This window comes from Paraburkholderia sp. BL21I4N1, assembly GCF_002973525.1.
Classification (GTDB): domain Bacteria; phylum Pseudomonadota; class Gammaproteobacteria; order Burkholderiales; family Burkholderiaceae; genus Paraburkholderia.
Map to the genome: position 1 here is coordinate 136,371 of NZ_PVEN01000012.1, position 26,855 is coordinate 163,225.

Consider the following 26,855-nt stretch of genomic DNA (forward strand, 5'->3'; position numbering starts at 1 on the left):
CTTTAAAAATCCAGCTTGTTATCGGAACGATGTGAGCTTCGGCCGCGGTCTGTCGTCTAACGCAAAACAGGCCGCGCATCGGCGTCGCCGGTGAGCCATGTTGCAAGCGAGCGGGCGTCGGCGAGATTCTGCAGATCGAATATCGCGTCGGCAAGCGCGTTCGCCGACGCAGGATCGAGCACGAGCGCGGTGAGCGAACGGTACTTCGCCAGCAGTTGCGCATCGGACAGCGGATTCAGCGGATCGCCGAGCGGCGTGGGCACCTGGCGCGAGCGCGGCGGCTCGCCATGCAAGGTCAGCGTGACCATCGGTTCGTCCAGATCGGACATGGCCGGATCCGTCTCGAGCGTGATGCGCGCCAGCATGGCCGCCACGCGCGGATCGCCGCGCGCCGCCTCCCGATACGCGCCGATGCCGGCATGACCGTGCACCAGCACCGCGGCGAGCGCATACGGCAAGCTCATCTGCGACGAAGCGAGGTTGCGCAGATCGCGGCCACCGCACATCCGCTCGACGAAACCGCTCAACCTGACGTGCACGCTTCGCACCTGCGCCGGATCGTGGGGCCGGGCGCGGATCAGATCGAGCGTGGCGTCCACCGCCGCGTGCGCGCTGCGGCACGCCGCATGCGGCTTGATCGAGCAACGCATGATCTTCCACGTGTCGCCCAACTCGTCCAGCAACGCCGCGCGATTCTGCGTGTCGGGCGCGAACGCGTTGAAGAAGCCGCCCCACACATCCGCGAAGACCTGCGTCGGCCCGCTGATGTCGTGCTGCGCGAGCAGCGCCGCCAGCAGTCCGCTTTCCGCGGCCCGGCCGGTATGCATGCGCTTGGTTTGCGACGCGTCGTGAATGAAGCCCCACAGGCCGCCGCTAAAGCTGCCGGCATGACCGAACGACGCGCCGGTTCGCGCGGCATCGAGCCCGACGATCCGTGCACTGGCCGCGGCCGCGCCGAACACGCCGCAGGTCATGGTGGAATGCCAGCCGCGCGCGTTGTGCGGCGAGTAGCCGCCGCACGCTTCGAGCACGCGTCGGCCGACGTCGTAGCCGAGCACCATCGCGGTGAGGAACGCCCGGCCCGACACAGGTCGCGGCGAGCACGCGAGCGCGGCGAAAGCGGCCGGCAACACGACGGCGCCAGAGTGATCGCAGCCGCCCGAGTCGTCGAGTTCCAGCGCATGGGCCGCGACGCCGTTGACGAACGCCGCGTTGCGCGGGCTCATGGCGTGGCGCGTGCCCCACACCGGCGCGCTGCCTGGACCGTCCGCGGCCATGACCGCTCGCGCGCTGCGCGGCTCGGCGGCCACCGCCCCGCCGAGCGCCGCGCCGAGCGTGTCGAGCAGATGCCGCTTGGCACGCTCGATCACGGCGGGCGGCAGCGCCTCGTCCGGCACACCCGCGACGAACGCCGCCAGTTGCTCCGACAAAGACAGATCGCGCGCGCTCATCGCAGCGTCCGCGCCGTGTCGCGCGAATCGCGCGAATCGCGATGCCGCGCGAAGATCTCGACCGGATGCCCCGGTTCGTTGCCGTCGACGTTGTCCCTCCACCAGTGGGCCACTTCCGCGCCGGTCGCGAACCAGACGTCGTCGTGCGCGCGCATCTCGCCGAGCAGTTCGCGCAGCACGTCGATGCGGCCCGCCGTGCCGATCAACTCGGGATGCAAGCGCAACACGAAGCACAGCCCGAAGCGATGAAAGGCCGCGAAATCCTGCTTCCAGTTCGCCAGCACCTCGCGATAGGACGGAATGCGCGGCTGCCCGACCGGGACCGCGGGCGACAGGTTGTAGACGAAGTACGGCTCGTCTTCGAGTTCGTAGTGCAGCGGCAATTCGACCAGCGGCGCGTGGTGCGACGCCGGGTGCGATGCGCCGCTCGCGCCCGCCTGCGTATCCGGCAGATGGAAATACGGCAGATCGTCCCCGCGCCACGACGACGACCACGCGATGCCTTCGGCCCGCAAGAAATCCGCGAAACCGGGCGCCCAGTTGCCGGTGAACGAACGGAAGCCTTCGGCGCGGCGCCCGAGCACGTCCATCAGCGCCTGCTGCCCGTCATGAAACGCCGACTTCTGTTGAACGAGCGTCAGCGTGTCGAAGTTCTCGCAACGAAACCCGCTCGTGCCGATCTCGTGGTGTTGCGCGTCGATGCGGCGCAGCAGGTCGCTGTGTGTTTGCACGACCCGTCCCGGCACGAACCAGCTCGCGCGGAGGTCGAACTCGTCGAAGGCATCGAGCACGCGGTCCACGCCGCGTTTGGCGCCATAACGCCAGACCGACAGCGATTTCTCGCGACCGGCAATACGCGGCTCCTGCGTGAGGATGCCGTGTTCATCGTTGAAGTCGACCGTCACGACGACCGCGCAGCGCGCGTTGTCCGGCCAGCGAAATGACGTCATGCGCTCACCTCCCGCGCTTGCGTTGAAACGTCGTGGTCGAGCCACCATTGCGCGACGTCGCGGCAGGTGGCGAACCAGACGCTGCCCTCTACGGCGCCCTGTCCTCGCATATGGTCGAGCAGCTTCTCCAGCAACGCGATGCGGCCAGGTTTGCCCGACACCTTCGGATGAAACAGCGTGGTCAGGCAAAGCCCGTCGCGATGCGAGCCGTCGAATTCGCGACGCCAGTTGTCGAGAGTCGTGTCGTAGCTCGCGATCCGGTCGAGGCTCGCCGGAAAATCCGGGCCGCGGTGATACGCGAGCGACGCATAGTCGTCCAGTTCCCAGCGCCCGGGAATCTCCACCATCGGCTCGGCCCTGCCCGGCGCGCGCAGCAGATAGGGACGATCGTCGCCACGCATCGAGCTCGAATAGCGCACGCCCGCTTCGAGCAGCACGTCGATCGTGTCCGGGCCCCAGTCGCCCGACGGTGTACGAAAGCCGACCGGCCGCACACCCAGATAGCGCTCGAAGACCTCGGCGGAACGTGCCATCACGGCGCGCTGCGCGTCGCGATCGAGCGTCCAGAAAGCCTCGTGCCGATAGCCGTGATAGGCGATTTCGTGGCCGCCTTCGAGGATCGCCGCGCACTGCTTCGGCCAGTTTTCGACGACCCATGCCGGCACGAAAAACGTGGCGGGCACACACCGCCCGTCCAGCAGATCGAGCAGCCGTCCCAGCGCGCGCCACGGCCCATAGCTGCCGAGCGTGAAATACGACGGGTTACGCCAGATCGAACCGTCGAGCATTGCGTCGCCGGTGGGACCGTCGAGGTCGAAAGCCAGCGCGACGCAGGAACGGTGACCGTCGGGCCAGCGTGGTGCCGGTGAGCGGGCCGCCGCGTGACAGCGCAGCTCAAAAGCAGGCGATTGATTCGGGACTGACATTGCTCACCACGTTCCGTACAGGCGTGACAACGCCACGCGGACAATCCATGCGTTCATGCGAACTTGCCTCGGATGAAATTCGGCCGGACCCCGCCGATGGCTGCCCCGCCTGACTTTCACGTCCAGCGGCGGCCACCGGTGACGCGCCGCCGGGCGTCGTCGTGCGGAACCTGTGTGTGATTTAAGGCCGCCAATTTATCGACGGCAAACGGTAAAATCTCATGGTTACCATGCAAGATATGCATCAATGAAAATCGAGCGCTATCCGCCGTTCAATGTGCTGCAGACGCTGCTGGTGGTGGCGCGCTGCGGCAATTTCACGGCCGCGTCACAGCAGCTGTTTCTGAGCCAGAGTGCGGTCAGCCGCCATATCCAGCAGATCGAGGAGTATTTCGGCTGCGCGCTGTTCGTTCGCCACACGCGCATGGTCGTGCCCACGTCGGCGTGCCAGCGGCTGGTGCCGATCGTCGAGGAACTGCTGGCCACCGCGCGGCGCTCCATGCACATCACCAACACGGGCAGCCAGACCATCACGTTGCGTGTCACTCCCACGCTCGCCGCTCGCTGGCTGCTGCCGCGCCTGTCCGACTTCTATGCGCAGGTGCCCGGCACGCAGTTGAATATCGACACGGCCTGGTTCCTGCCCACGAATTTCGGTGAAGGCACGCTCGACGCGGCGATCCTGTTCGGCACCGGCAACTGGGAAGGGCTCGAATCGACCTGTCTGATGCGCGAACGGCTGACGCCCGTCTGCTCGCCGCAAATCGCAAGCGGCACGCCGCCGCTCGTCGAGCCCGAAGACCTGAAGCAGCACACGTTGCTGCATTCGAGTTTCGGCCGGCGTGGCTGGATGTTGTGGTTGCAGCAGGAAGGCAATCTGGCGGCCCATACGTATCGCGAGCAGGTCTTCGATACGCTGGACCTCGCGTTTAGCGCCGCGGTGCGCGGGCTAGGGGTCGCGTTGGGCGATCTGAATCTGGTGGGGGAAAATCTGGCCAGCGGCTCGCTCGTGACGCCGTTCAAACGGATCGTGGAAACCGGCTCCGGGTATTACCTCGTACATCCGCCGCGCAACGAATACCGGGAGAAGCTCAAGCCGCTGTTGACCTGGTTGCAGGCGAGCAGCGCGGAGTAAGCGCCGCGTGTTTGGGTTGGCACCGCAGCGCGTCGGCCGTTTCCTCGCTGCGCACTTCGCCGCGCGTCTCGCTGCGCAAATGAAAAATGCTCATCGCCGATTCGAGCGACTGCGTCTGCTGCTGAAGATCGGTCGACGCCACCGCCGACTGTTCGACCAGCGCCGCATTGCGCTGGGTCAGCCCGGCCACCTGCCCGACCGCCTCGTTGATCTGCGCGATCTGCACGCTCTGGCCGCGGCTCGCCAGCGCGATGTCGTACAGCGTGCGGGTCAATTGCGTGACCGTCTGCTCGACGGTATTCATCGTCTCGCCGGCGCGCGCCGCCGTTTGCGAGGCTGTGGTGACCGTATCCAGCGAGGTCTCGATCAAGGTTTTGATTTCCTTCGCGGCGCCGGCCGCGCGCTGCGCGAGACTGCGCACTTCCGACGCCACCACGGCGAAACCGCGTCCGTATTGCCCCGCGCGCGCCGCTTCCACGGAAGCGTTCAGCGCGATGATATTGGTCTGAAACGCAATCGCGTCGATCACCGACGTGATGTCCGCAATCTTGCGCGAATGCTCGCGCACGCGCTCCATCACGGCGACCGTCTTCTGCACTTCACCGGCCGCGACTTCGGCGCTTTCCGCCGTCTGCCGCCCGGACGTATTGGCGCGTTCGGCGCCGAGCGCATTCTGTTCCGCCGTCTCCGTGATCTCGGCGAGACTGGCGGTGGTCTGATCGATCGCGCTCGCCTGTTCGTCGGTGCGGGTGGCGAGATCGTTGTTGCCGCGCGCGAATTCGTGGGTCTTGTCGCGGATCGCATCGATCGAAATCTTGGCGTCGATCAACACGCCGACCAGTTTCGCGTTCATCTGATTCAGCATCCGGCCGAGCATGCGGGTCTGCGCGTCGCCGCGTTCGGGAAAACGTTGCTGGATGTGGCCGTTCAGAACGCTCAAGGCGCCCGCGTTGAGCGCCTGCAACGGCATCAGCAGATTGCGCGTGAGATAGACGCCGCAGGCAAGCGCGAGTCCCGTTCCCACGGCGGCCAGCAGCAAGGCTTGCCAAAGCGGCAGCACCCAGCCACTTGCGACGAGCGATTGCAGCAGGATCACGGCGATCAGCATCGCCATGGTGGCCCACACGCGCAGATTGACCGGCAGGCGCAGCAGCCGGTCCGCGACACCGGCCACGCCCGTGCGGATCACCGTTCCGCCGGACAAACGCAGCTTGTGGCCGGCGGACGAATTGAGCCGGTCATATAAACGGTCGGCCCGCGCGATCTGCTCGTCGGACGGCTTCGTGCGGACCGACATATAGCCGACCTTCTCGCCCTTCTCGAACACCGGCGTGACGTTGGCGATCACCCAGTAATACCCGCCCTGCTTGCGGCGATTCTTCACCACACCGGTCCACGGCCGATCGCCGCCGATGGTGTCCCACAGATCCCGATAGGCCTCCTCGGGCATGTCCGGGTGACGGACGATATTCTGCGGCTTGCCGATCACCTCGGCATGCGGATAGCCGCTGCTGCGCAGGAACGCTTCGTTGGCGTAGACGATGTTGCCCGACAGATCGGTGCGGGTGATGATGACGTCCAGTTCGGACAGCACGTACTCTTCATCGGTGACCGGGAGATTTTCACGCATGGGGTAGGTCGCGGGTTACGCCTGGTGTGAGGCCTGGGGTGAAGCCTGGTGTGAGGCCTGATGTGAAGCCGGTCGTGATACGTGCGGCGAAGCCGGTTCGGTTGGGGATTCCCGCTTGCCGTCGAGTCGCTCGCGCTCGCCCTCCAACGCGGCATGCGGCGCACGGCGCGTGTGATGCTCGGCTTGCGCGCAGCGGCTCAATCGATCGGCGGGGACCGGACGGCCTAGCAGATAACCTTGCGCGCGGTCGCAACCGATCTCGCGCAGAAAGCGCCACTGCGCGTCGTATTCGACGCCTTCGGCCACGACCGTGATGCCGAGCGCCCTGGCCATCGCGACGATCGCGCGCACGATCGCGCCGTCGGTGGTGCCGGGGCCGATCTGCGCCAGAAACGAGCGGTCGATCTTCAGCGTATCCACCGGCAGACTCTGCAAATAGGCGAACGCCGAGTAGCCGGTGCCGAAGTCGTCGATCGCGAGACTGATACCGCGACGCGCCAGCTCGCCCAGCAACGCGGCGGTTTCCTCGCGGCCGGTCATGGCCATACTCTCGACCAGTTCGAACTGCAAGCGCTGCGCCGGCAAGCCGGTGTCGCTCAACACACGGGCCACCTCGTGCAGAAAACCGTCATGGCGGCACTGCTTGCCGGACAGGTTGACGGCAATGCGCCCGAACTCGAAGCCCTCGTCGAGCCACGCGCGCGCCTGGCGGCACGCCTCGCGCAACACCCAGCCGCCGATCGGCACGATCAGCGCCGACTCTTCCGCGGCCGGAATGAACTGGTCGGGTCCAATCAAGCCACGCTGCGGATGCTGCCAGCGGATCAGCGCTTCCACCCCTGTCATAGCGCCGCTGCGCAGGTCGTATTCGGGCTGGTAGTGCAGACGGAATTCCTGCGCCAGCAGCGCCTGACGCAATTCGCCTTCGAGCACGATCCGCTCTTTCGCCGACGACGTCATCGTCGCCGCGAAGAACTGGAAGTTGTTCTTGCCGACCTCCTTGGCTTCGTACATGGCGCGATCCGCCTGCATCAGCAATTGCTTCGGATCGGTGCCGTCGTCGGGAAACATGCTGATGCCGATACTCGGCGTCACGAACACGCTCTGCGCGCCGACGCTGATCGGCCGGCCGATCACATCGAGCAGCGATTGCGCGATCTTGCCGACATGGCGAATATCGTCGATATCTTCGGCGACGATCGTGAATTCGTCGCCCCCTAAACGCGCCACGGTATCGGTTTCGCGCACGCCGTGTTTGAGCCGCTCCGCGATTACCTTGAGCGTTTCGTCGCCGATGCCGTGGCCGAGCGTGTCGTTGATCAGCTTGAAGCGGTCGAGATCGAGAAACATCACCGCGACCCGTTTGGCGCCGCGCTGCGCGCGCACCATTGCGTGGCCGAGCCGTTCGCTGAACAACGTGCGATTCGGCAAGCCGGTGAGCGCATCATGCGTGGCCAGGTAGCTCAGCCGCTCTTCCGCCAGCCGGCGCCCCGTAATATCCGAAAAGATCGCGGCGTAATGCGTGCAGCGGCCGGTTTCGTCGCAGATACCGGAGATCGACAGATATTCCAGGTACAGTTCGCCACTCTTCTTGCGGTTCCAGATTTCGCCTTGCCAGTGCCCGGTTTCCCGCAGGTGTTGCCACAGGTCGCGATAAAAACCCGGCGGCTGGCGTCCGGAACTCAGCAGGCTGGCGTTGCGCCCTACCACCTCTGATTTCGCGTAACCGGTCAGCCGGGTAAAAGCCGGATTGACCCGTTCGATGGTGCCATGCAGATCGGTCACCATCACGCCGTCGAGCGACGATTCGACGACCCGGTCGGCAAGGCGCAGGTTGTAGCGCGACTCGAACAACGCGTCGTCGCGCTCGCGCAGCGCGATCTGCAGTTCCTGCACGTACTCGTGTTCGATGTCGTTGAGAATATCGGCGAGACCCAGCACGCCGATCAATACGTCGTGCCGGTCGAGAATGCCGACATGACGCATGCGATGCTCGATCAGATACTGGCGCGCCGCATACAGACTCTGCGACTGGCGCAGGCAACGCAGCGGCCGGCTCGCGTGGCAACCCACCGTGCCGTTCGTCGCGCCATTCGCAACCAGCCCGACGATATCGCGCTCCGTCAGAATGCCGTGCACACCATCCGGATAGACCACTACCACCGCGCTCAGTCGTTGCATGCGCATCAAACGCATGGCTTCCTTCACACACAGCGCGTGATCGACCAGCACCGGCGTGGCGGCCTTGATCGATTCGATCGACTTCATCCGCAGGAAGTACTCGGCGCCCTGATTCATCACGAAGTCGGTCTGCGTGAGAATGCCGAGCGAGTGCCCCTGGTCGTCGACCACAAGGCAATGACGAATGCCGCTGTTTCTGAAATGCAGCGCGGCGTCGCCGAGCCGCGTGTACTGCGGCAACGACACCACCGGCCGGCTCATCACCGCTTCGACGGGGGCGGCGTGGACGTCGGTGTCGTCGGCGAGCGCCAGCGCGTCGTGCTCAGTCCAGATGCCGACCGCGTGCGGCCCATCCATCACGACGATCGCGCTGCGCCGCTGCTCCGCCATGCAACGGGCGGCATCGTGAATCGACGTGTGCGGCGAGCATTCCAGCATCGAGCCGGATACCAGCCGGCCGATTTCGATATCCAGCGTGTGATGAACCATGGCGTGACGGGATCGTAGGTCGCAATTCTGAGATGGCGCCGACAGTAACAGCGCCCACCCCGGCTCACCTTGATCCACGTCAAACGTGCCTTGCGATGCGCTTTGCCGCTAGTGCGGCGTCTCGAAGCGTGCGTTCAGCAGGCGCGTCACGGCCCATTGAAACGTGCAGCACAGCACCAGAAACACCAGCCCGACGAACAGAAAGATCTGTGCGGGATAGACCATCAAGCGGTTATTGACCTGGTTCGCGAGAAAGGTGAACTCCGGCACGCCGACGATATAGGCCAGCGACGTGTCCTTGATCAGCGACACCCATTGATTGACGAACGACGGCGTCATCACCCTTACCGCTTGCGGCAACAGCACGTAACGCAACGCCTGAGCACGCGTCATGCCGAGCGAGAGTGCCGCCTGCCACTGCCCGTCGCCGATCGCGACGATGCCAGCCTGCACCGAATGCGACAGATAGGCGCCGCCGATCAGTGCGAGCGCGCACACCACGGTTGCGAGTCCGGGCACGTCCGCATGCAGCAGCACCGGCATCAGGAAGAAGGTCCAGAAGATCAGCATCAGCACGGGAATCGCGCGGAACAGGCCCACCACGGTGAGTAGCACGAGATGCGCGATGCCGCGTGTCATCGCCAATGCGACGCCGCCGGCGAGGCCGAGCAGCGCCGACAACGACGCCGACGTCAGCGTCAACACCACGGTCAGCGCAACGCCGCCGAGCGGGCCATCGGGAAACGTGCCGAGCAGCAGATAACGCAGGATAGGCAGCCAGTCGGGCGCGTTCATGAGCCGCCTCCGCGCGTGGCGCGCCAGCCGCCTGCGGCGTGAGAACCACGCGCACCACCGGCACCGTGGGCGCCATGGCGCTGCCGCAGCAGCAACGCGATTTCGATGAGGGCGATCGTCGCAACGTAAAGCAGCGTCGCCATGCCGAATGCCTGGAATGTCTTCAGCGTTTCCGTCTCCACCTGGCGCGACGAATACGACAACTCGGCTAATCCAATTGCCATGGTCAGCGACGAGTTCTTGACGATATTCATGTATTGCCCGGCCAGCGGCGGCGTTGCGATCCGCACCGCCTGCGGCAGGATCACATAGCGGAACGCCGCGAAACGCGTCAGGCCGAGCGCGGCGGCCGCCTGATGCTGACCGTCGCGCACGCCGCGCAGACCCGCGCGGAATTCCTCGCCGATAAAGGTGGTTGCGTAGCACGTCAGACCAATCCAGCCGGCCAGAAACTCGAAGCTCGGCCAGCCGAGTGTCAGCGGCCCGAGCGTGAGCGCATGCGGTGTGTTCAGCCAGCTCATCGCGCTCTCGGGCATGAGCGCTGCCGCGCCGAAATACCAGAAGAGTAGTTGCACGATCAGTGGCGAGTTGCGGAAAATCAGCACATAAGCGGCCGCCGCGCGGCGCACGGCCGCATAAGGCGCGCTGCGGGCAAGCGACAGCCCAAAACCCAGCAGCGTCGCGCCCACGATCACACAGGCCGACAGCGCCAGCGTCATTGCGAAGCCGTGCCAGATCCACGCCGTGTAGCGCGGTTCGAGCCACGTGTTCATCGTCATCGTCGAGAAACCATTGCCGTGCAGAAACAAATCAGCCCGCCGTCAGATGCGCGGCGGGCCGGACTGTGAGCGTGCCTTGCTTCGCGCTCAGTTCAACGCTTCGGTCAGCTCTTCTGCGGATCGCCGATCTTGAACAGACGCGGCAGAGGCGCGCGGCTCTTCGGGCCGAACCACTGGTCGTAGATCTTCGAAGCGTTGCCCTTCGCTTCCAGGTCCTGCAGTGTCTCGTTGACCACGCTCAACAGACGCGGCTGGTTCTTCGGTACGCCGACGCCTTCATAGTCGTTCGAGATCGTGAACGGCGGGATCTCGTACTTGTCCTTATCCGGCACATTCGCCAGCAACGCGACCAGCTTAGGGCCGTCCTGAGTGATGGCCTGCACGTTGCCGGCGCGCAGCGCGGCGAACGCGAACGGCGTGTCGTCGTAAGCGACGATGGTCGCGGCCGGATACTGCGCGCGGACCTGCTGTTCGTTCGTGGTGCCCTTATCCGCGCCGATCCGCAGGCTCGCCAGTTGTTGCGGCGACTTCAATACGCCCTTCTTTGCGATGAACTGCGTGCCCGACGCGAAATACGGCGTGCTGAAGTCGATCTCCTTCTTGCGCTCATCCGTAATCGTGAAGTTCGCGAACACCAGATCGACCTTGTTCGACTTCAGAAACGCAATCCGGTTGGCCGGGTTGGTGGGCTGAATCTCGAGCTTCACGCCGAGCTTCGCCGCGACGGCACGCGCATAGTCGACGTCGAGACCGACAATCTGATTGCTCTTCGGATCGACGAAACCGAAAGGCGGATTGCTGTCGAAGGTCGCGACGCGCAACACGCCGGCCTTTTTGATGTCGTCGAGTTGATCGGCGTGTGCGACGCCCGCCAGCGTCAAAAGCAGTCCCGCGATAGCGGCATGGCGAGTCCAGTTCTTCATGGTGAAAGCCCCATAGTCAATCAGTTGATTTTCTTGATCGTTGCGGGCGCACCCGTCAGCGTGGCGGCCACTGTAGCAGCGCGCCGGGAGGCCACGAACCAAGCATTTGTCAGCTACTAAGTCGGGGATGTGATAACAGCCAACGAGCGCTAACCGCACGATCCGATTGAACGTCTGATTGAACAAATGAGCGCGCGCGCAGCAGATTTTCCCGCGCACGCAGGCACGCGCGGCGCGCTGAAAGCGCGCCTGCCGCGGCACTTACAGCGTTTCGGTTCGGTTTTTGTAATTGGGAAACGCCATCGTCACGGTGGTGCCTTCGCCAAGCGAGGAGTCGATTCGCAGCGAGCCGCCCGACGATTGCATGATCCGGTTGCAAAAGATCATGCCCATGCCATGGCCGCCGGCGCCCGCATACGTGGTGACCGGATCTTGCATCAAACGCGCTTTGACCTCCGGCGCGATGCCGGGACCATTATCGCGAACCCGGATTTCCGGCTCCGGGGTGGCGACGACTTCGAGCCGCAGCACCGGGGCGGCAGTCGTCTCCAGCGCGCGCAGCGCATTCGACAACAGCGAGGACAGCACCAGCGCCACGCAGTTGGGCATGGTGCGGACCACGAAATCGCCTTGCACGTCGACCTGAATCCAGTCGCGCTGCGAGGCGGCGAACGGATAGGTGTCGAGCAACGTGGCGATCAGCCGCGTTGCGGTGACTTCGCGCAGACTCACGCCCGAGGCCGCCTGCTGACCGCCGCTCTTGTGCACCGTCGCCCAGAACGACGAGATCAGCGTCAGGCAATACTGCGCGTTGTTGAGCATCGAGGTGGCCGCGTGACCGATCTCCTTCTGACGCTCCGGATCGTATTGCTCCACCACATTGTTGCCGACCGATTGCGCGAACAACGAGATCGTCGCCAGCGGGGTGTTCAGTTCGTGCGCCAGGAAGGCCAGCGTTTCGTCCATGGCCAGCAGGCGTTGCTGACGCGTTTCCCGCTCGGCGTAGCGCGCCATGGCCAGTTGCAGCACCTCGCGGACCTTCTCCGTGCGCAACGGCTTTTCGAGGATGCGGAAAATCTCGCCGGTATTGACTGTTTTCAGCAGCAGGTCTTTATCGGCGTAGGCGGTGACGAGAATCCGTACGATCTGCGGGTAGTCATGCGCGACGTGGCGCAACAGATGGTCGCCGTCGCGGCCGGGCATGCGGAAATCCGTGACCAGCACGGCGATTTCCGCGCCGTGGCGGTCGAGCACGGCCATGGCCTCGTCCGCGCTGCCGGCGACATGCACGTTGTAATCGGCGCGGATGGCGCGTGCGAAATGGTTGCGCGACAGTTCGTCGTCGTCGACGAAGAGAATGGAAAACGGCGGCTGCGGGGTGTCACTCATAGCGTTGTCTGCCGATCGCGGTGGCCAGGGTTGAATGGCGCCCGATTCACGAGTGATGAAATTGGCGTTGGGGGGAACATGTTAGCGCGTTCGCCAGAGCGCGGGAATATTCCGCCTGAGTGCTTATGCGGGTTGCGTCGCCGCGCCGCTGCACTGCGCGGCGCATTCAGGGGCGCGGCTTGCGCCAGCCGCGCGGGTTTTTCAGGCCGCCGATCCGGCCGACGTTTCGCACGTCCCTGACATCCTGAACGTTGCGCACGTCGGGCACGTCGCGTTTCTCCAAGGCGCCACGCAAGACACGCGCACCTTGCGAATCGCGCGCGCCGCGTTTGCCGCGCAGCACGCCCGAGCGCGCGAGGACCACCGCGACCCAGCAACCGGCGCAGATCAGCACGAGCATGTCGGCCGAGAAGCTCATCTCCGCCCTCCTTTCAGTTCGATGGCGCTTTGTAGGTCAAACGGGCGAGTGCGAAGCAGGCGCTTGCACGGCGCCTCGGCCGCATGAAGCGGGCGGGCGCCACGCGAGAGGATACTGCATCGACAGGCCCTGCGGCGAGGCGCACACCGGCGTGGTCCTGCTGGCTTGTGTGCCGCACACTGACATTCCTGATAGTTGTTGCCGGCGGCGGCCGAGTTTAATCTTTGGCCGACTCAACGACGCCTGACGCAACCGGGACTGCTCACCGACGCCACGACCGATGCATGACGAGCGGTAGCCCGCACGGAATCACGTCATTCACTCATCGTATCGGTGTGGCGGACTCAATCCGTCCCGGCCACGGGCGTCGCCAGATCACTCCATCCCATCACGTAGCGCACCGGCTCGAATGTCGGCGCGTCGCGCGGCCTATCCGCTTCATCGTCACCAACCCACCGCGCGCACTTACGAGGTCCGCGCCTGAGAGGAATATCCGATGCCCCTGCTCAATCGACGTCCGCCGCAGTTGCGCCGCTCCTGGCTGTTTCTGGCCGGCGCCGACCGCGAAACACTCCTCGCCGGTCCGCAGACCGGCGCCGACGTCCTCGTTCAGGAACTCGAGACCTTCACGCCGCCGGCACGCCGGCCGGAAGCGCACCGTATCGCGGGCGAAGTCCTGAAATGCTGGCGTGACGCCGGCGTGCTGACCTCCGTGCGCGTGAACCCGCTCGACAGCGGCGGCGTGGACGATCTGCGCGCCGTCATGCGCAGCCGGCCGGACATCATCATGATGTCGTTCGTGTCGACGCCCGAGCAGGTCGTCGCGCTCGACGAAGCGGTCTCGCGCTGCGAAGCGGAGTACGACATTCAACCGGGCTCGACCGAACTCGTGCCGAACATCGAATCGCCGCTCGGCGTGGTCAACACCATGGCGATTGCCCGTTGCAGCCGCCGTATTTCCGCCGTGCTGGTCGGGACCGAAGACATGGTGGCCGATCTCGGCGCCGAACGTACGCACGCTGGCCACGAACTCGATTACGTGCGCTCGCGGTTTCTGCTCGAATGCTCGGCCGTCGGCGTCACGGCGATCGACTGTCCCTACAGCTACGCGGACGTCGAAGGCGCGGAGCACGACATGCGCCGCTCGCGCGCGCTCGGCTACAAGGCCAAGGGCATCGTCAACGCGCCGCTCACGCCGATCGTCAATCGCGTGCTGACGCCGAGTGCGGACGAAGTCGCGCTCGCCCGGCGCGTGATCCAGACCTTCGACACAGCCCGCGAACAATCGAACGGCAAGCGGGTCGCCGCCGCCGTGGTGGACGGCTTTCTCGCCGAAGTCCCCGACTATCTCGCCGCGCACCGGCTGCTCGCACGCGCCACGCAATTCGGCCTCGCCTGAACGACATGGACACTCGCCTAGTTATGAACGCCTTTGAAAGCCGCCTGAAGTCGCTCAAGACCCTCGCGGGCGCTCACCAGACCTTCGATACGGACACCGTGCCGGCCACGCCGCACGCGCTGTTCGAGCAGTGGTTCGATGCCGCGGTGGAAGCCGGAGTCAGCGAACCCCAAGTCATGACGCTCTCCACGGTCGATGCGGACGGCTCACCCGACGCCCGCTCCGTCGTGCTGCTGAACATGGACACGAAAGGCTGGCATTTCGCGGCCAACGCCACGAGTCCCAAAGGCCGCCAGCTGACGCAACGGCCGGAGGCCGCCATGACGTTTTACTGGCCCGCCACGGCTCAACAGATACGCTTGCGCGGCAAGGTGCGGCGTCTGTCCGATGAAGCGTGCCGCGCGGATTTCATGGGGCGTCCGGAGCGCTCGCGCGCCAGCATTTTGATCGGCCGGCAGAGCGAAGTGCTGAACAGCCAGGACGATCTGCGGCATGCGCTGCACGAGCAACTCGCACGCGTCACGGCGCAGCCGGAACTGATGTCGCCGCACTGGGGCATGTACGCGTTGACGCCGCATCAGGTGGAATTCTGGCAGTCGGACGCCGAGCGCCGTTTCACGCGCTTGCGGTATGTGCGCGTGGGCACCGGCGCGGAAACCGGCGCGGACGTTTCGTGGGAGCGCAGCCTGCTATGGCCATGAGTCACGCTACCCCGGACGCGCCGCCCGCGTCGCCGTACACGCCGCTACTGGACCGGTTCGCCGACGCGACCCGGCTCACGCTCGCGGGACGCGACCCCGGCGCGTATCACGGCTTCGTCAATCCGCCGGTCTATCACGGCTCGACCGTATTGAGCCCGACCACGCACGACCTGTTGCACCGGACCCAGCCGTATATTTACGGCCGGCGCGGCACCCCGACCTCCGACGCGCTCGAACACGCACTGATCGAGCTCGAGGGCGGCGCCGGCGCGGTGCTGTGTCCTTCGGGGCTGTCCGCCTGCACGCTCGCACTGATGTCGTGTCTCAAGCCCGGCGATCATCTGCTGATGACGGACAGCGTCTACGGACCGGTACGACATGCCTGCGACGGCGTGCTGCGGCGCATGGGCATCGACACCACATACTACGACCCGATGCTCGGCGCGGCGCTCGAACCGTTGATCCGGCCGCGCACCCGCGCGGTCTACGTGGAATCGCCGGGCTCGTACACGTTCGAAGTCCAGGACATCGGCGCGATTGCCCGCGTAGCGCACGCGCATGGCATGAGCGTGATCGCCGACAACAGCTGGGCCACGCCGCTGCTGTTCCGGCCGCACGATCACGGCGTCGATCTGTCGATCCAGGCCGGCACCAAATATCTCGTCGGCCATTCCGACGCGATGCTCGGCACCGTGTCCGCCAACGCCGCCGCCTGGCCTGCGTTGAAGCAGTTGCACGGCGATCTCGGCCTGTGCGTCGGACCGGACGACCTGTATCTCGCGCTGCGCGGCCTGCGCACGCTGGGGCTGCGTTTGCGCCAGCATCAGGAGAACGCGTATGTCGTGGCGAGCTGGCTCAGGCAGCAACCCGAAGTGCTCGGCATCCTGTTTCCCGCGTTCGACGATTGTCCTGGTCACGCACTCTGGAAACGCGATTTCAAAGGCACGTCGGGGCTGTTTTCGGTGATCCTGCATGCCGCGCCCGACGAAGCGCTCGCCGCGTTCCTCGACAGTCTCGAACTGTTCGGTCTCGGCTATTCCTGGGGCGGTTTCGAAAGTCTGGCGGTGCCGTTCGACCTGCAATCGCAGCGCATCGCGCAGCGCTGGCCGGACGGCAGTATCGGCGTGCGCCTGCATATCGGCCTCGAAGCGCCGGCCGATCTGATCGCCGATCTCGCCGCCGGCCTGCAACGCTACGGCGCCGCCTGCCCCGCGCGGGAGGACGCCGCCACATGCTGACGATCTGGGGAAGACGCAGTTCGTTCAACGTGCAGAAAGTGCTGTGGCTCGCCGGTGAATTGGAACTTGCTCATCGGCACGTGTCGGTTGGCGGTGAATTCGGCGGCTGCGAAACGGCCGAATTCGAAGCGCTGAATCCGACCCGGCGTATTCCAGTGATCGAGCTCGACGGCGAGACCGCGTGGGAATCGCACACGATCCTCCGGTTGCTCGCCGCACAGACGCGTCAGGCGCCGTTCTGGCTCGCCGATCCGTTCGCGCGCTCACATGCCGAGCGCTGGATGGACTGGTGCCAAACCACGCTCGAACCCGATCTGATGACAGGGCTGTTCTGGGCAATGGTTCGCACACCCGAGTCCGAGCGAAACTGGCCGCTGGTACACGAGAAGAACGCGCGCTGCACCCAGCACTTCCAGATGCTCGACCGGCTCCTTTCCACGCGGCCGTTTCTGAGCGGCGACGCGTTGGGGTTGGGCGATATTCCGGTCGGCGCGACGCTTTTCCGCTATTTCTCGCTCGACCTCGAACGCCCGGCGTTGCCGCATGTCGACGCGTGGTATCGCCGGCTGCAACAACGCCCCGCCTATCGCGAACACGTGATGGTCTCGTTCGAAGCCTTACGCGGCCGTCCCGGCTGATCCCTTCAAAACGCCTATCCACCATGCTCAATTCACACGACGCACCGGGCCATGCGGCCGGCACTTCCGGCACTTCACCAGGCCGGATTCTCATCGTGCTGCATCGCGAGCAGTCGAGCCCAGGACGGGTTGGCCGTCTGCTGCTGCAACGCGGCTACGAACTCGACATTCGCCGCCCGCCGCTCGGCGACCCGTTGCCCACCACGCTGCGTGACCACGCCGGCGCGATGATATTCGGCGGCCCGATGAGCGCCAACGACAACGATGCGTGGATTCGCACCGAAACCGACTGGATCGGTGTGGCACTGCGCGAGCAGGCGCCGTTTCTCGGCATCTGCCTCGGCGCCCAGATGATGATTCGTCATCTGGGCGGCAACGTGACGACGCATCGGGACGGCCGCGCTGAAATCGGCTACTGGCCGATCAAACCGACGCCGCTCGGGCGCGCGTTGTGCCAATGGCCGGAGCGCGTGTATCAGTGGCACCGCGAAGGCTTCGACAGTGTCGCGGGGCTCGAACGGCTGGCCGCCGGCGACGCGTTTGAAAACCAGGCGGTGCGTTACGGCCCCGCCGCGTACGGCGTGCAGTTTCACCCGGAGGTCAGCTATCAGATGATGCGGCGCTGGACCGCCGCCGCCGCGCACAAACTCTCCGCGCCGGGCGCCCAGGATATTCCCACCCAGACTCGCGAAGCGCATCGGCACGATCGTGCCGGCGTCGCGTGGCTCAACAGTTTTCTGGACACCTGGCTCGCTGGACGTTCTACTGAAACGCTACTAGCTGGCGGCGAGGCCGGCGGTCATGTCGGTCACGCTGAGCAGGCCGCATTCGATCGCCTTCAGCACCGCCTCATGACGACGTGACACGTTGAACTTGCGGCGGATATTGTTGAAGTGAAAGTTGATGCAGGACTCGCTCACGTTAAGAATGTGACCGATTTCCCATGAGGTCTTGCCGAACGCGTGCCAGCGCAGACACTCGGTTTCGCGCCGGCTCAGGCGCGGCACCGCACCGGGTTTGGCATCGAAACCGAACTGGCCGATCGCCTCGCTCGTGATGTCGCGCAGCAACGACAAACGCGGCAGGCGCCGCAGGCAATGTTCATAGGTGAGCGCGTATTCGTCGTGTACCGCGCACGTCAGCATGCCCACCTCGCCCTTCAATCCATAGAGCGGCAACGTGACGCCACGATTCAGGCCAAACGCGCTCGCTTCGTCATGAAACTCGCGCTGCGCCGGCGCGACGAAAAAATCCGGGTCCCAGATCAGCGGCATACGCGATCTGAAACAATGTTTGAGCAGCGGATCGATCTGATCGAACGAGCGCTCGCGATAACGCTGCTCCCATTCCGGCTCGCAGTTGCTCCACATATGGGCCGCGCTGAAAGACACGCCCTGCGACGGCAGCACCGCGAGCACCACCTTGTCGAAGCCCATTTTCGCGGTCGCGTCGAGAATACGGTTGCGTAACGCGCACTCGTCGGTCGGCACGAGCAAATCCAAGACATCATTCTGGCCGTTCATTCGTATACTCCGGTTTTTTCTGTTCGTTCTGGTGTACTGATATAACCGTCCCGAGCATCTCGCAGCCCTGTTGCCAATCGGAACGGCGGCGTTAGTCTCCCGTTTCCGACAGCAGTTGCCTACCTATCTGCTTGGCATCGTCGAGCGTGGCGACCGCTTCGAGCGGAATGCCGAAGGCTTTCGAGATCGCCGCCGCGCCGGCCTTCGACTCTTCACGCTCACGTTCGTCGGGTTCGACCGTAATCAAGGCCTTGCACACTTGCGACAGCGCGTCGCGATTCGCCTTGAGCCACAGGCCACGCTGTTTGCGATCTTCGTGCGTTTCCTCGGGGCGTGGCGAGACGAACAGCAGCACGAAGTGCTCGCCGCTTTTCAACAGCGCATTCATGTCCTGCTCCCAGGCCACTGCGTAACCGGGCGCGATGGCGTCGTTGCGGGCGATCACCAGCGGGAATTCCGACAGATCGAACACGGCGGATGTCATCGGTTCATGGCTCAGATTCATGATTCAGGTTCCTCATGCAGGTTGAAAAAAAACTTCATCGAGCGGGTGCACCGGCATTCGACGCCCGGCGCACCCGCGCCTCATTGCTTTATCGCTTCATTGTTTTGTCTCAACGCTTCGCCCCGGCGGGCGCACCGCCAGCTGGCCTCGGCCCGAACGGCGGTTTCGCCAGCCAGACCAGCACGATCACCGCGATGTACACCCAGCCCAACGCGAACGCGACGTCGTTGAACGAGATCTGATAGGCCTGCGAGTCGATCATGCGGTCGAGCAGTTGATAGCCAGTTTGCGAATTGCCCTGCCCCAGCACGCGCAACTGTTGACGTACCGCCGGGTCGAACACGCTGATGCTCTCGGTGATCTGCGCGTGATGCTGCACCGCGCGGCGCTCCCACAGGAACGACGTGATCGACACCGCGAAGCTCGCGCCGAGCGTGCGCAGAAAAGTCGACAGGCCGGAGCCCGCGGCGATCTCGTCGGGCTTCAGATCCGACAGCAGAATGCTGTTGATCGGCATGATGAACAGCGCGAGCCCGAGGCCTTGCAGCAACTGAATCATTGCGATGTGCTCGAAGTCCACGTCGAGAAAGAACTGGGACCGTAGAAACGACGCGCAGCCCAGAATGCCGAACGCCATGCACACCAGCAGGCGCATGTTGAAGCGCGGCGCGTACTTGCCCATGAACGGCGTGAGCAGGACCGGAATGATCCCCATCGGCGCGGCCGCGACACCGGCCCAAAAAGCCGTATAGCCGAGCGTGCGTTGCAGCCATTGCGGCACGATCACGTTGACCGCAAAGAACGCCGAATACGCCAGCACCAGCGTCAACGTGCCGGCGGCGAAATTGCGATGCTTGAAGAGCCGCAGGTTGACGATCGGATTCGGCTCGGTCAACTCCCAGATCAGAAACAGCAGAATGCCGAACGCGGCCACCACCGACATCCACACGATGAAGGTCGAGTTGAACCAGTCCTCGTCGTTACCCTTGTCCAGCACGATCTGCAATGCGCCGACGCCGAGTATCAGCGCCGCGAGACCGACATAATCGACTTTCGCCTTCGCGGTGGTCTCGGGCCGCCCCTGCATCTGCGCGTACACCATCGAACACGCGAAGATACCGATCGGCACGTTAATCAGGAACGACCATTCCCACGAGTAGTTTTCGGTGATCCAGCCGCCGAGCAAGGGCCCCGCGATCGGCGCGACGACGGTCACCATCGCGATCATCGACAGCGCGAAGCCACGCCGCGCCGGGGGATAGATCGACAGCATCAGCGCCTGGGTGGTCGGAATCATCGGACCGGCCACGAGACCCTGGAAGGCGCGGAACGCCACCAGTTGCGGCAGGCTGTGCGCGAGGCCACACAGCAGCGAAGCGAACGTGAACAGCAGCGTCGCCCAGACGAACAGCTTGACCTGACCGAAGCGGCGCACCAGAAAACCGGTGAGCGGCAGCGCGATCGCGTTGCTCACCGAAAACGTGGTGATCACCCACGCGCTCTGATTCGTACTCACGCCGAGGTTACCGGCAATGGTAGGCAGCGACACGTTGGCGATGGTGCCGTCCAGCACTTGCATGAACACGGCCAGCGCAAGACCGAACGTGGTCAGCGGCACGCTGCGGGGCCGGAAATCGCTGCCGGCCACAGCCGCGGGTGCGCTCATTTCACGCTCGCCGCGGCATGAGCGACCGGCAGGTTGTCGTGGATCACCTGGTCGACCAGCGCATTCGCGAGCTGTAACTGGCGTCGATACAGATCGCTGCTGAACAGGGGTTCGCTGGGCGGCTGATGCGCCAGCATCGCGCCGTCGCGATTGTGCAGATCGACGCTGGCGTGCATCGACAGGCCAATTCGTAGCGGATGCTTTTCCAGTTGTTCCGGATCGGTGAACTCGATTCGCACCGGCAGGCGCTGCACGATCTTGATCCAGTTGCCGGTGGCATTTTGCGCGGGCAGCAACGCGAACGCGCTGCCGGTGCCGACGCCCAGCGCCTGCACCTTGCCGCTATAGCGCACGCTGCCGCCGTACAGATCCGAACGCAGTTCGACCGGCTGACCGATGCGCATCTCCGAGACCTGCTTTTCGGTGAAGTTGGCGTCCACCCAGACTTGCCGCAGCGGCACCACGGCCATTAACGGGGTGCCCGGCTGCACGCGCTGACTCAATTGCACCGTGCGTTTCGCGACGTAGCCGGTGACCGGCGTGACCAGCGTGGCGCGCGCGTTTTCCAGATAGGCGGCGCGCAAGCGCGCGGCGGCCGTTTGCACATCCGGATGCGACGCCACGGCCGTATCGTCCACCAGCGCCTTGCTGGTCTGATACTGCTGCTGCAGATTCGCCAGCGCGCTTTGTGCGCCGACAAACGCGCTTTGCGCCGACACCAGCGTGTCACGGGCATGCGCCAGCTCTTCCGCCGAAATCGCACCCGAGCGGCCGAGATCGCGGCGGCGTTCGTAGTCGGCACGGGCTTTGTCGAGCGATGTGCGGCGCGCGTCGACTTCCGCCTGCGAGCCCTCGAGACTGTCGTGCAAGCCGCGTTCGTTGCTGTACAGCCCGCGCACCTTGCGCACCGAACCGGCCAGCGCGGCCTGCGCGCCGGCCAGTTCGACTTCGGTATCGCTCGGGTCGAGCTTCACCAGCGTGTCGCCGCTGCGCACGAGGTCGCCGTCGTCGGCGCCGATCGACACCACCGTGCCCTGCACCTGCGGCGTGATCTCGACGATATTGCCTTGCACGTAGGCGTTATCCGTCGCCTCGTACCACTGACCGACCAGGAAGTGCCACACGAGCCACACGCCGATGCCGATCGCGAACACAGCGACCAGCAGGCGCAGCAGCAGCTTGCGACGCCCGGAAGCCGGCGGCGTCGGACTGCCGCCCGTGCCACCCGAGCCGCCCGGCGTGGGACCCGGCGCAGCGCCACCCGGCGTCGGCTTCGCCGGTTCGGGCGCGGCGCCCGGACGCAGCGCGGTTTGATTCGCAGGCGCGGTGGCCTGACCTACGGGTTCGAGAATTTTTTCGCTGCTCATGGCGTAGCTTGAATGTCGAGAGAAGGAGAGACGGCTGCGAACGCGGCGTCGGGTTGCTGCGGCATGAAACCGCCGCCGAGCGCCTCGACCAGTTGCAGAGACAGATCGACGTGTTGGGCGCTCAATTGCGCCATCCGTTTGCTGGCAACCAGCAACTGCTGACGCACCACCAGCGCCTCCAGATAACTGCCCACGCCGGCGCGGTAGCGCTGGTCGGCGAGCGCCCAGGCGTCGTGGGCGGCGTCGAACGCGTGCTGTTGCGCGTCGATTTGCAGTTGCATCGATTGCAGGCTGTGCAGGTTGTCGGCGACCTGATTGAGCGCGCCGATCAGTGTCTTGTTGTATTGGGCGACCGCCACGTCGTATTGCGCGTCGCGATGCTGCAGATTGCCGCGCAATGCGCCGCCGTCGAAGATCGGCAGACTGATGGCCGGCGTCACCGAGTAGGTGCGCGAGGCAGCCTGGAACAGCGACGCGCCGCCGCGCGTGGCAAGCCCCGCCATGGCACTCAGACTGATGTTGGGCAGGAACTCCGTCCGGGCGCTGGCGATGTTGCGGCTTGCCGCCTCGACCCGCCAGCGCGCCGCGACCAGATCGGCGCGGCGGCCCAACAGATTGGCCGGCAGGTCGGCCGGCACCGCGAGCGCGGGCACCGGCAACGCCGCGGGACGCTGGATCGACAGACCCGCGTCCGGCCCCTGCCCCAGCAGAATCGCGAGCGCGATCCCCGCGCTGGCGATTTCCTGGGCGGCCATGGCCTGTTGCTGGACGGCGGTGGCGACTTCGCTATCGGACTGCTTGAGTTGCGCCTGATTGTCGATGCCCTTGTGTACCCGCTGCAGCGTCAGATCGCGTGCCTCGTTGGCGCGATCCGCCTCCGCCTGCGCGACTTCCTGTTGCGCATACGCATAGTTCAGATTCGTGTAGGCGCGCGCCACGTTCACCGACAACTGAATGCGCGCGGCCTGCGCGTCGATCTCGGTCGCGCGCGCTTCCCCTAAGGCGGCTTCCCATGCGGCACGCTTGCCGCCCCACAGGTCGATGTCCCAGTTGAAGCCGAGATTGAGTCCGCGCGTGTGATAGAAGAACCCGCCGCCCTCCTGCTCGCTGTACACCGTGCCCGATTGACGCTGCGCGGTGAAGTTGCCGTTCGCGGTCAGATTCGGAAAGCGTGCGGCGTAGGCTTCGCTCACCTGCGATTGCGCGTCGCGTGCCCGTGCGTCGGCGATGGCGAGGTCGGGGTTGCCGGCGAGCGCACTTTCGATCAGCGCCGTCAATTGCGGATTCCCCAACGCGACCCACCAGTCGGTGGCCGGCCATGCGCGGTGGGCGTCGATGCCCGCGAGACTCTGCGACGCCTGCAACTGCGACGGTTCGCTCAGCTTACCGACCGGTGCGAGCCCGCTGCTGGTGACGCAACCGGCCGACGTCATCAGCAACGCCGTCGCCATCATCCATGCCGCGATGCGCAGCGCATCGCGACGGTGCCACGTCGATCCTGTCGATCCCGTCGATTTCGTTGACGTGACGCGTCGACTATCAGCCCATCCTTGCATTGAATACTCCATTTGTCGGGCGACTTGCCATGACCCGCATTGTTGGACGTTCAATAGAAAAGCTGATAACGTTGTTTAGACAAAAAATAATGAATTCCAGCCATGCCATATCGGAAGACGACTGAGAGCGAAGCGCAGCACCTCATGCACGAATCCGCGCATAAAAACGCGGATCCTAGCGAACCGGAAACCACACGCAAAACGGCAGCGCCGACAGCGCCCACCGCCCTCACCTCCGACCCGAGCGAACGCGCCGACGGGCCGCCGCTTATCGCCGTATGGGGCGAACATGAAGGCGATAGCGACTACCAACTCGGCACCCGCGAAGTCGATTGGCATAATCATTTGCGCGGCCAGGTGTTTTGCGTCGAGAGTGGACTGGCGCATGTACGCACGCAGCATGGTTCGTGGCTATTGCCGCCGCATCGCGCCGGTTGGATCCCACCAGGCGAATCGCATAAAGTCAGCATTAGCGGCGCAATGAGCGGCTGGAGTGTCGTGATTACGCCGGCGGCGAGCGCCAGCCTGCCGGAACGGCCGTGCGTGATCAGCATCAGCGAACTGATGCGGGCGTTGGTCAGGCGCGCGGTCTCGTGGGCCACGCAATGCCGGCTCGATGCCGAACAGGAACGCATGAGCTTCGTGCTGCTCGACGAGATGCGCCGTGCTCCCCATGAGCCGCTGCATCTGCCGATGCCCACCGACCGCCGACTCGTGCGCATCGCCAACGCGATCCTCGGCCAGCCCGACGACACCCGCACGCTCGACGAATGGGCCGCCTGGGCAGGTCTCTCGGCACGCACGCTGAGCCGCCTGTTTATCGCCGAGACCGGCAGCAGTTTCGCGCAGTGGCGTCAGCAGGCCTGTTTGACGCGCGCGCTCGAACGTCTGGCGCAAGGCGACAGCGTCGCCAACGTAGCCGATGCATTGGGCTACGCGACGCCTAGCAATTTCATCGCGATGTTTCGCCGCTGCTTCGGCGATTCTCCCGCGCACTATTTCGCGAAGCGCAAACCCTCCTTGTAGCCTCTGCCCGACACCGTTTTCCTACACGGTGAGGCGAAAAACCTGTCAACGCTATCAGTAGTCGCTTAGCAGCGGACTGGATATAGTTATTCCGTTGCGTCATAACGTGCGCGCGTTGCTCGAAGCGTCCCACACACTGATCAGGATGACTACCTGACGGTTTCGCCCCCACTCATGTAGAGCTTAACCATGTCCAACGCCGTGGATTCAGACGAGACGCCTATCGTCTCCGTGCAGCAACTGGCCGACTACATCGCCGCGGGATGCAAAGAGCGCGCGGCGTTTCGCATCGGCACCGAACACGAGAAATTCCTGTTCGACCGCAATACGCTCAAACCGCTTCCGTATCACGGCAACGCGGGCATCGGCGCGGTGCTGCAACGGCTGCTCGACCGGCAAGGTTCGCCCATTCTCGACGACGGTCATCTGATCGGCGTGCGCTATGACGACGGCGCGGCGATCTCGCTCGAACCCGCGGGGCAACTGGAACTGTCCGGCGCGCCGGTAGCGTCGCTACACGACACGCAGGCCGAATTGCACGCGCATCTGGACACCGTTAAAGCGATCGGCGAGCAACTCGGGTTCGAGGCGGCGCCGCTCGGTTTTCATCCGCTGATGCGCCGCGACGAGATGCCGTGGATGCCGAAGCGCCGCTACGCGATCATGCGCCGTTATATGCCGCAGGTCGGCACGCGCGGTCTCGACATGATGCTGCGCACCTGCACCGTGCAGGTCAATCTCGACTATGCGTCGGAAGCGGACATGGCGGCGAAGATGCGCGTGTCGCTTGCGCTGCAGCCGCTCGCCACCGCGCTCTTCGCCAACTCGCCGTTTCGCGAGGGCCAGCCGTCTGGTCTGATGTCGACGCGCGCCGACGTCTGGACCGATACCGATCACGACCGCTGCGGCATTCCCGCGTTGTTCATGTCGCGCAGCTTCGGTTTCGAGCGCTACGTGAACTGGTTGCTCGACGACGTGCCCATGTATTTCGTGCGGCGCAACGACCGTTATATCGACGTGGCCGGTCATACGTTCCGCGATTTTCTCGCCCGGCGCATTCCCGGTCTCGAAGACGCAACGGCGACGCTCGCCGACTTCGCCGATCACATGACGACGGCCTTTACCGAGGTACGGCTGAAGCGCTTCCTCGAAATGCGCGGCGCCGATGCCGGCACGCCCGCGATGATGGTCGCGCAGTCGGCGCTGTGGGTCGGGTTGCTGTACGACGCGGGCGCATTGTCCGATGCGCAGACCTTGACCTCCGGCATCAGTCGCGCGGAGCTGCTGGCGGTGCGCCGCGACGTGCCGCGACTCGGTCTCGACGCGCGTTTGCAGGGCCGCACGCTGCGCGAACTCGCGGGCGACGTGGTGGCAATTGCCGCCAAAGGCTTACGCGCCCGGGCGCGCCATGACGCCGCCGGCGACGATGAAACGCACTATCTCGCCCCGCTCCAGGATATTGCCGCGGGCGCGCCGAATCAGTCGGAGTCCTGGCTCGCGCGTTATCGCGAAGCGTGGGACGGCGACGTCACGCGTATTTTTGGCGAGTTGTTGCAGAACGATCGCTCGGCGGAATTTCTTGCGGTTCAGTAGCACCGGCAGTAACCAGGCATCAGGCAGGACGGCGAGACGCCAGGATCGAGCCGATACGACAATCACTTCTCATGTTGAGGCAACCATGTCAAAGCGACACTACGAAACACCGATCGACGTTAAATACCGCGACACCGATTCGATGGGCCACGTGAGCAGCCCGGTCTATTACGATTATCTGCAGCATTCGTATCTGAGCTACATGTTCGATCTGCTGGACATGCCGCGCACGGAGAAACTGCCGCACATCATGGTCAAGACGCAGTGCGAATATCTCGCGCCCGCCATGTTCGGCGACAAGCTGACGGTTCGCTCCAGCGTCGTCAAATTCGGCAGCAAGAGCTTCGAGCTCGAACATGTCATGGAACGCGAAGACAAGCAGATCATCGCGCGCGGCGCATCCACGCATGTGATGTTCGACTACACGACTAACAAGACGGCGCTCGTCCCGGATGCATTCAAGGAACGGGTGATGAGTTTTCAGGGCTCGTTGTAACAGGCGCGAGACGTAACGCGTTGAAAATGAAACGACCCGGTCGCGGTAGCGATCGGGTCGTTTCATTGGGAGACTTGGAGT

Annotated in this window: 24 protein-coding genes; 9 read left to right on the top strand and 15 right to left on the bottom strand. The window is 64.6% G+C overall.

Annotated features, from left to right (window positions below):
* Positions 1-56: 56 nt before the first annotated feature.
* The 3 genes from B0G83_RS26400 to B0G83_RS26410 are packed head-to-tail and all read right to left on the bottom strand — an operon-like array spanning position 57 to position 3,327.
* Positions 57-1,451, bottom strand: a complete 1,395-nt coding sequence (locus tag B0G83_RS26400) for an MmgE/PrpD family protein (protein ID WP_105510326.1) — start codon at positions 1,449-1,451, stop codon at positions 57-59.
* Positions 1,448-2,401, bottom strand: coding sequence for a polysaccharide deacetylase (locus B0G83_RS26405; RefSeq protein WP_105510327.1), 954 nt, complete (start codon positions 2,399-2,401; stop codon positions 1,448-1,450). The genes B0G83_RS26400 and B0G83_RS26405 overlap by 4 nt, the downstream gene beginning before the upstream one ends.
* Complete coding sequence (locus B0G83_RS26410) at positions 2,398-3,327, bottom strand: polysaccharide deacetylase (RefSeq protein ID WP_105510328.1); 930 nt, start codon at positions 3,325-3,327, stop codon at positions 2,398-2,400. Before B0G83_RS26410 ends, B0G83_RS26405 begins: the two co-directional genes overlap by 4 nt.
* A 247-nt stretch (positions 3,328-3,574) precedes the next feature.
* On the opposite strand from B0G83_RS26410, the gene B0G83_RS26415 reads away from it, so the two are divergent.
* Positions 3,575-4,462, top strand: a complete 888-nt coding sequence (locus tag B0G83_RS26415; RefSeq protein ID WP_105510329.1) for a LysR substrate-binding domain-containing protein — start codon at positions 3,575-3,577, stop codon at positions 4,460-4,462.
* Here the strand turns inward: B0G83_RS26415 and B0G83_RS26420 are convergent.
* From B0G83_RS26420 to B0G83_RS26450, 7 genes are all read right to left on the bottom strand, one after another.
* Positions 4,419-6,092 (bottom strand): methyl-accepting chemotaxis protein, encoded by a 1,674-nt coding sequence (locus B0G83_RS26420; protein WP_105510330.1) that lies wholly within the window; start codon positions 6,090-6,092, stop codon positions 4,419-4,421. The genes B0G83_RS26415 and B0G83_RS26420 overlap by 44 nt on opposite strands.
* A 15-nt stretch (positions 6,093-6,107) precedes the next feature.
* On the bottom strand, positions 6,108-8,762 hold the full coding sequence (locus tag B0G83_RS26425; protein WP_105510331.1) for an EAL domain-containing protein: 2,655 nt from the start codon (positions 8,760-8,762) through the stop codon (positions 6,108-6,110).
* A gap of 108 nt (positions 8,763-8,870) precedes the next feature.
* The gene (locus B0G83_RS26430; protein ID WP_105510332.1) at positions 8,871-9,557 is read right to left on the bottom strand and encodes an amino acid ABC transporter permease; all 687 of its coding nucleotides are present in this window, start codon (positions 9,555-9,557) and stop codon (positions 8,871-8,873) included.
* Positions 9,554-10,330 (bottom strand): amino acid ABC transporter permease, encoded by a 777-nt coding sequence (locus B0G83_RS26435; protein WP_105510435.1) that lies wholly within the window; start codon positions 10,328-10,330, stop codon positions 9,554-9,556. The genes B0G83_RS26430 and B0G83_RS26435 overlap by 4 nt, the downstream gene beginning before the upstream one ends.
* Before the next feature lie 110 nt (positions 10,331-10,440).
* Positions 10,441-11,259: an ABC transporter substrate-binding protein gene (locus B0G83_RS26440; protein ID WP_105510436.1), complete on the bottom strand. Its 819-nt coding sequence runs from the start codon at positions 11,257-11,259 to the stop codon at positions 10,441-10,443.
* Between the two features lie 261 nt (positions 11,260-11,520).
* Positions 11,521-12,648 carry a hybrid sensor histidine kinase/response regulator gene (locus B0G83_RS26445; protein ID WP_105510333.1) on the bottom strand — a complete coding sequence of 376 codons (1,128 nt, stop codon included), beginning with the start codon at positions 12,646-12,648 and terminating at the stop codon, positions 11,521-11,523.
* A gap of 166 nt (positions 12,649-12,814) precedes the next feature.
* Positions 12,815-13,066 carry a hypothetical protein gene (locus tag B0G83_RS26450; RefSeq protein WP_105510334.1) on the bottom strand — a complete coding sequence of 84 codons (252 nt, stop codon included), beginning with the start codon at positions 13,064-13,066 and terminating at the stop codon, positions 12,815-12,817.
* Between the two features lie 496 nt (positions 13,067-13,562).
* Between B0G83_RS26450 and B0G83_RS26455 the strand changes: the two genes are divergently transcribed.
* From B0G83_RS26455 to B0G83_RS26475, 5 genes are read left to right on the top strand one after another with little or no spacing between them, the layout of a single operon-like run.
* Positions 13,563-14,465 (top strand): CoA ester lyase, encoded by a 903-nt coding sequence (locus tag B0G83_RS26455; protein WP_105510335.1) that lies wholly within the window; start codon positions 13,563-13,565, stop codon positions 14,463-14,465.
* A gap of 23 nt (positions 14,466-14,488) precedes the next feature.
* The gene (locus tag B0G83_RS26460) at positions 14,489-15,166 is read left to right on the top strand and encodes a pyridoxal 5'-phosphate synthase (RefSeq protein ID WP_105510336.1); all 678 of its coding nucleotides are present in this window, start codon (positions 14,489-14,491) and stop codon (positions 15,164-15,166) included.
* On the top strand, positions 15,163-16,404 hold the full coding sequence (metC, locus tag B0G83_RS26465) for a cystathionine beta-lyase (RefSeq protein WP_105510437.1): 1,242 nt from the start codon (positions 15,163-15,165) through the stop codon (positions 16,402-16,404). The genes B0G83_RS26460 and metC overlap by 4 nt, the downstream gene beginning before the upstream one ends.
* Positions 16,398-17,042, top strand: a complete 645-nt coding sequence (locus B0G83_RS26470; RefSeq protein WP_105510337.1) for a glutathione S-transferase family protein — start codon at positions 16,398-16,400, stop codon at positions 17,040-17,042. The genes metC and B0G83_RS26470 overlap by 7 nt, the downstream gene beginning before the upstream one ends.
* Before the next feature lie 23 nt (positions 17,043-17,065).
* Positions 17,066-17,905 (top strand): glutamine amidotransferase, encoded by an 840-nt coding sequence (locus B0G83_RS26475; RefSeq protein ID WP_105510338.1) that lies wholly within the window; start codon positions 17,066-17,068, stop codon positions 17,903-17,905.
* On the opposite strand, the gene B0G83_RS26480 is transcribed toward B0G83_RS26475, so the two are convergent.
* The 5 genes from B0G83_RS26480 to B0G83_RS26500 all read right to left on the bottom strand — a co-directional run bounded on the left by B0G83_RS26480 (position 17,819) and on the right by B0G83_RS26500 (position 23,659).
* On the bottom strand, positions 17,819-18,565 hold the full coding sequence (locus tag B0G83_RS26480) for an autoinducer binding domain-containing protein (protein WP_105510339.1): 747 nt from the start codon (positions 18,563-18,565) through the stop codon (positions 17,819-17,821). The genes B0G83_RS26475 and B0G83_RS26480 overlap by 87 nt on opposite strands.
* Before the next feature lie 91 nt (positions 18,566-18,656).
* Positions 18,657-19,070 carry a hypothetical protein gene (locus B0G83_RS26485; RefSeq protein WP_105510340.1) on the bottom strand — a complete coding sequence of 138 codons (414 nt, stop codon included), beginning with the start codon at positions 19,068-19,070 and terminating at the stop codon, positions 18,657-18,659.
* 109 nt (positions 19,071-19,179) lie between these two features.
* Complete coding sequence (locus tag B0G83_RS26490) at positions 19,180-20,736, bottom strand: DHA2 family efflux MFS transporter permease subunit (RefSeq protein ID WP_105510341.1); 1,557 nt, start codon at positions 20,734-20,736, stop codon at positions 19,180-19,182.
* On the bottom strand, positions 20,733-22,103 hold the full coding sequence (locus B0G83_RS26495) for an efflux RND transporter periplasmic adaptor subunit (RefSeq protein WP_105510342.1): 1,371 nt from the start codon (positions 22,101-22,103) through the stop codon (positions 20,733-20,735). Before B0G83_RS26495 ends, B0G83_RS26490 begins: the two co-directional genes overlap by 4 nt.
* Complete coding sequence (locus B0G83_RS26500) at positions 22,100-23,659, bottom strand: efflux transporter outer membrane subunit (protein ID WP_258168282.1); 1,560 nt, start codon at positions 23,657-23,659, stop codon at positions 22,100-22,102. The genes B0G83_RS26495 and B0G83_RS26500 overlap by 4 nt, the downstream gene beginning before the upstream one ends.
* 144 nt (positions 23,660-23,803) lie before the next feature.
* Here B0G83_RS26500 and B0G83_RS26505 point away from each other — a divergent pair, with 144 nt between their 5' ends.
* From B0G83_RS26505 to B0G83_RS26515, 3 genes are all read left to right on the top strand, one after another.
* Positions 23,804-24,685 carry a helix-turn-helix domain-containing protein gene (locus B0G83_RS26505; RefSeq protein ID WP_105510438.1) on the top strand — a complete coding sequence of 294 codons (882 nt, stop codon included), beginning with the start codon at positions 23,804-23,806 and terminating at the stop codon, positions 24,683-24,685.
* Between the two features lie 189 nt (positions 24,686-24,874).
* Complete coding sequence (locus tag B0G83_RS26510) at positions 24,875-26,278, top strand: glutamate--cysteine ligase (protein ID WP_105510344.1); 1,404 nt, start codon at positions 24,875-24,877, stop codon at positions 26,276-26,278.
* Between the two features lie 85 nt (positions 26,279-26,363).
* A complete protein-coding gene (locus tag B0G83_RS26515; protein ID WP_105510345.1) occupies positions 26,364-26,774 on the top strand; it encodes a thioesterase family protein in 411 nt (136 codons plus the stop codon).
* The last annotated feature ends 81 nt before the right edge of the window (positions 26,775-26,855 follow it).

What these genes read in the sequence shown, in the direction of transcription:
- B0G83_RS26420 (WP_105510330.1), bottom strand. Translation starts at nt 6,092, where the DNA reads ATGCGTGAAAATCTCCCGGTCACCGATGAAGAGTACGTGCTGTCCGAA.
- B0G83_RS26435 (WP_105510435.1), bottom strand. Translation starts at nt 10,330, where the DNA reads ATGAACACGTGGCTCGAACCGCGCTACACGGCGTGGATCTGGCACGGC.
- B0G83_RS26400 (WP_105510326.1), bottom strand. Translation starts at nt 1,451, where the DNA reads ATGAGCGCGCGCGATCTGTCTTTGTCGGAGCAACTGGCGGCGTTCGTC.
- B0G83_RS26405 (WP_105510327.1), bottom strand. Translation starts at nt 2,401, where the DNA reads ATGACGTCATTTCGCTGGCCGGACAACGCGCGCTGCGCGGTCGTCGTG.
- B0G83_RS26495 (WP_105510342.1), bottom strand. Translation starts at nt 22,103, where the DNA reads ATGAGCAGCGAAAAAATTCTCGAACCCGTAGGTCAGGCCACCGCGCCT.
- B0G83_RS26505 (WP_105510438.1), top strand. Translation starts at nt 23,804, where the DNA reads ATGCACGAATCCGCGCATAAAAACGCGGATCCTAGCGAACCGGAAACC.
- B0G83_RS26485 (WP_105510340.1), bottom strand. Translation starts at nt 19,070, where the DNA reads ATGAATCTGAGCCATGAACCGATGACATCCGCCGTGTTCGATCTGTCG.
- B0G83_RS26470 (WP_105510337.1), top strand. Translation starts at nt 16,398, where the DNA reads ATGCTGACGATCTGGGGAAGACGCAGTTCGTTCAACGTGCAGAAAGTG.
- B0G83_RS26500 (WP_258168282.1), bottom strand. Translation starts at nt 23,659, where the DNA reads ATGCAAGGATGGGCTGATAGTCGACGCGTCACGTCAACGAAATCGACG.
- B0G83_RS26415 (WP_105510329.1), top strand. Translation starts at nt 3,575, where the DNA reads ATGAAAATCGAGCGCTATCCGCCGTTCAATGTGCTGCAGACGCTGCTG.
- B0G83_RS26475 (WP_105510338.1), top strand. Translation starts at nt 17,066, where the DNA reads ATGCTCAATTCACACGACGCACCGGGCCATGCGGCCGGCACTTCCGGC.
- B0G83_RS26460 (WP_105510336.1), top strand. Translation starts at nt 14,489, where the DNA reads ATGAACGCCTTTGAAAGCCGCCTGAAGTCGCTCAAGACCCTCGCGGGC.
- B0G83_RS26445 (WP_105510333.1), bottom strand. Translation starts at nt 12,648, where the DNA reads ATGAGTGACACCCCGCAGCCGCCGTTTTCCATTCTCTTCGTCGACGAC.
- B0G83_RS26490 (WP_105510341.1), bottom strand. Translation starts at nt 20,736, where the DNA reads ATGAGCGCACCCGCGGCTGTGGCCGGCAGCGATTTCCGGCCCCGCAGC.
- B0G83_RS26515 (WP_105510345.1), top strand. Translation starts at nt 26,364, where the DNA reads ATGTCAAAGCGACACTACGAAACACCGATCGACGTTAAATACCGCGAC.
- B0G83_RS26440 (WP_105510436.1), bottom strand. Translation starts at nt 11,259, where the DNA reads ATGAAGAACTGGACTCGCCATGCCGCTATCGCGGGACTGCTTTTGACG.
- B0G83_RS26455 (WP_105510335.1), top strand. Translation starts at nt 13,563, where the DNA reads ATGCCCCTGCTCAATCGACGTCCGCCGCAGTTGCGCCGCTCCTGGCTG.
- B0G83_RS26410 (WP_105510328.1), bottom strand. Translation starts at nt 3,327, where the DNA reads ATGTCAGTCCCGAATCAATCGCCTGCTTTTGAGCTGCGCTGTCACGCG.
- B0G83_RS26510 (WP_105510344.1), top strand. Translation starts at nt 24,875, where the DNA reads ATGTCCAACGCCGTGGATTCAGACGAGACGCCTATCGTCTCCGTGCAG.
- B0G83_RS26425 (WP_105510331.1), bottom strand. Translation starts at nt 8,762, where the DNA reads ATGGTTCATCACACGCTGGATATCGAAATCGGCCGGCTGGTATCCGGC.
- B0G83_RS26450 (WP_105510334.1), bottom strand. Translation starts at nt 13,066, where the DNA reads ATGAGCTTCTCGGCCGACATGCTCGTGCTGATCTGCGCCGGTTGCTGG.
- B0G83_RS26480 (WP_105510339.1), bottom strand. Translation starts at nt 18,565, where the DNA reads ATGAACGGCCAGAATGATGTCTTGGATTTGCTCGTGCCGACCGACGAG.
- B0G83_RS26430 (WP_105510332.1), bottom strand. Translation starts at nt 9,557, where the DNA reads ATGAACGCGCCCGACTGGCTGCCTATCCTGCGTTATCTGCTGCTCGGC.
- metC (WP_105510437.1), top strand. Translation starts at nt 15,163, where the DNA reads ATGAGTCACGCTACCCCGGACGCGCCGCCCGCGTCGCCGTACACGCCG.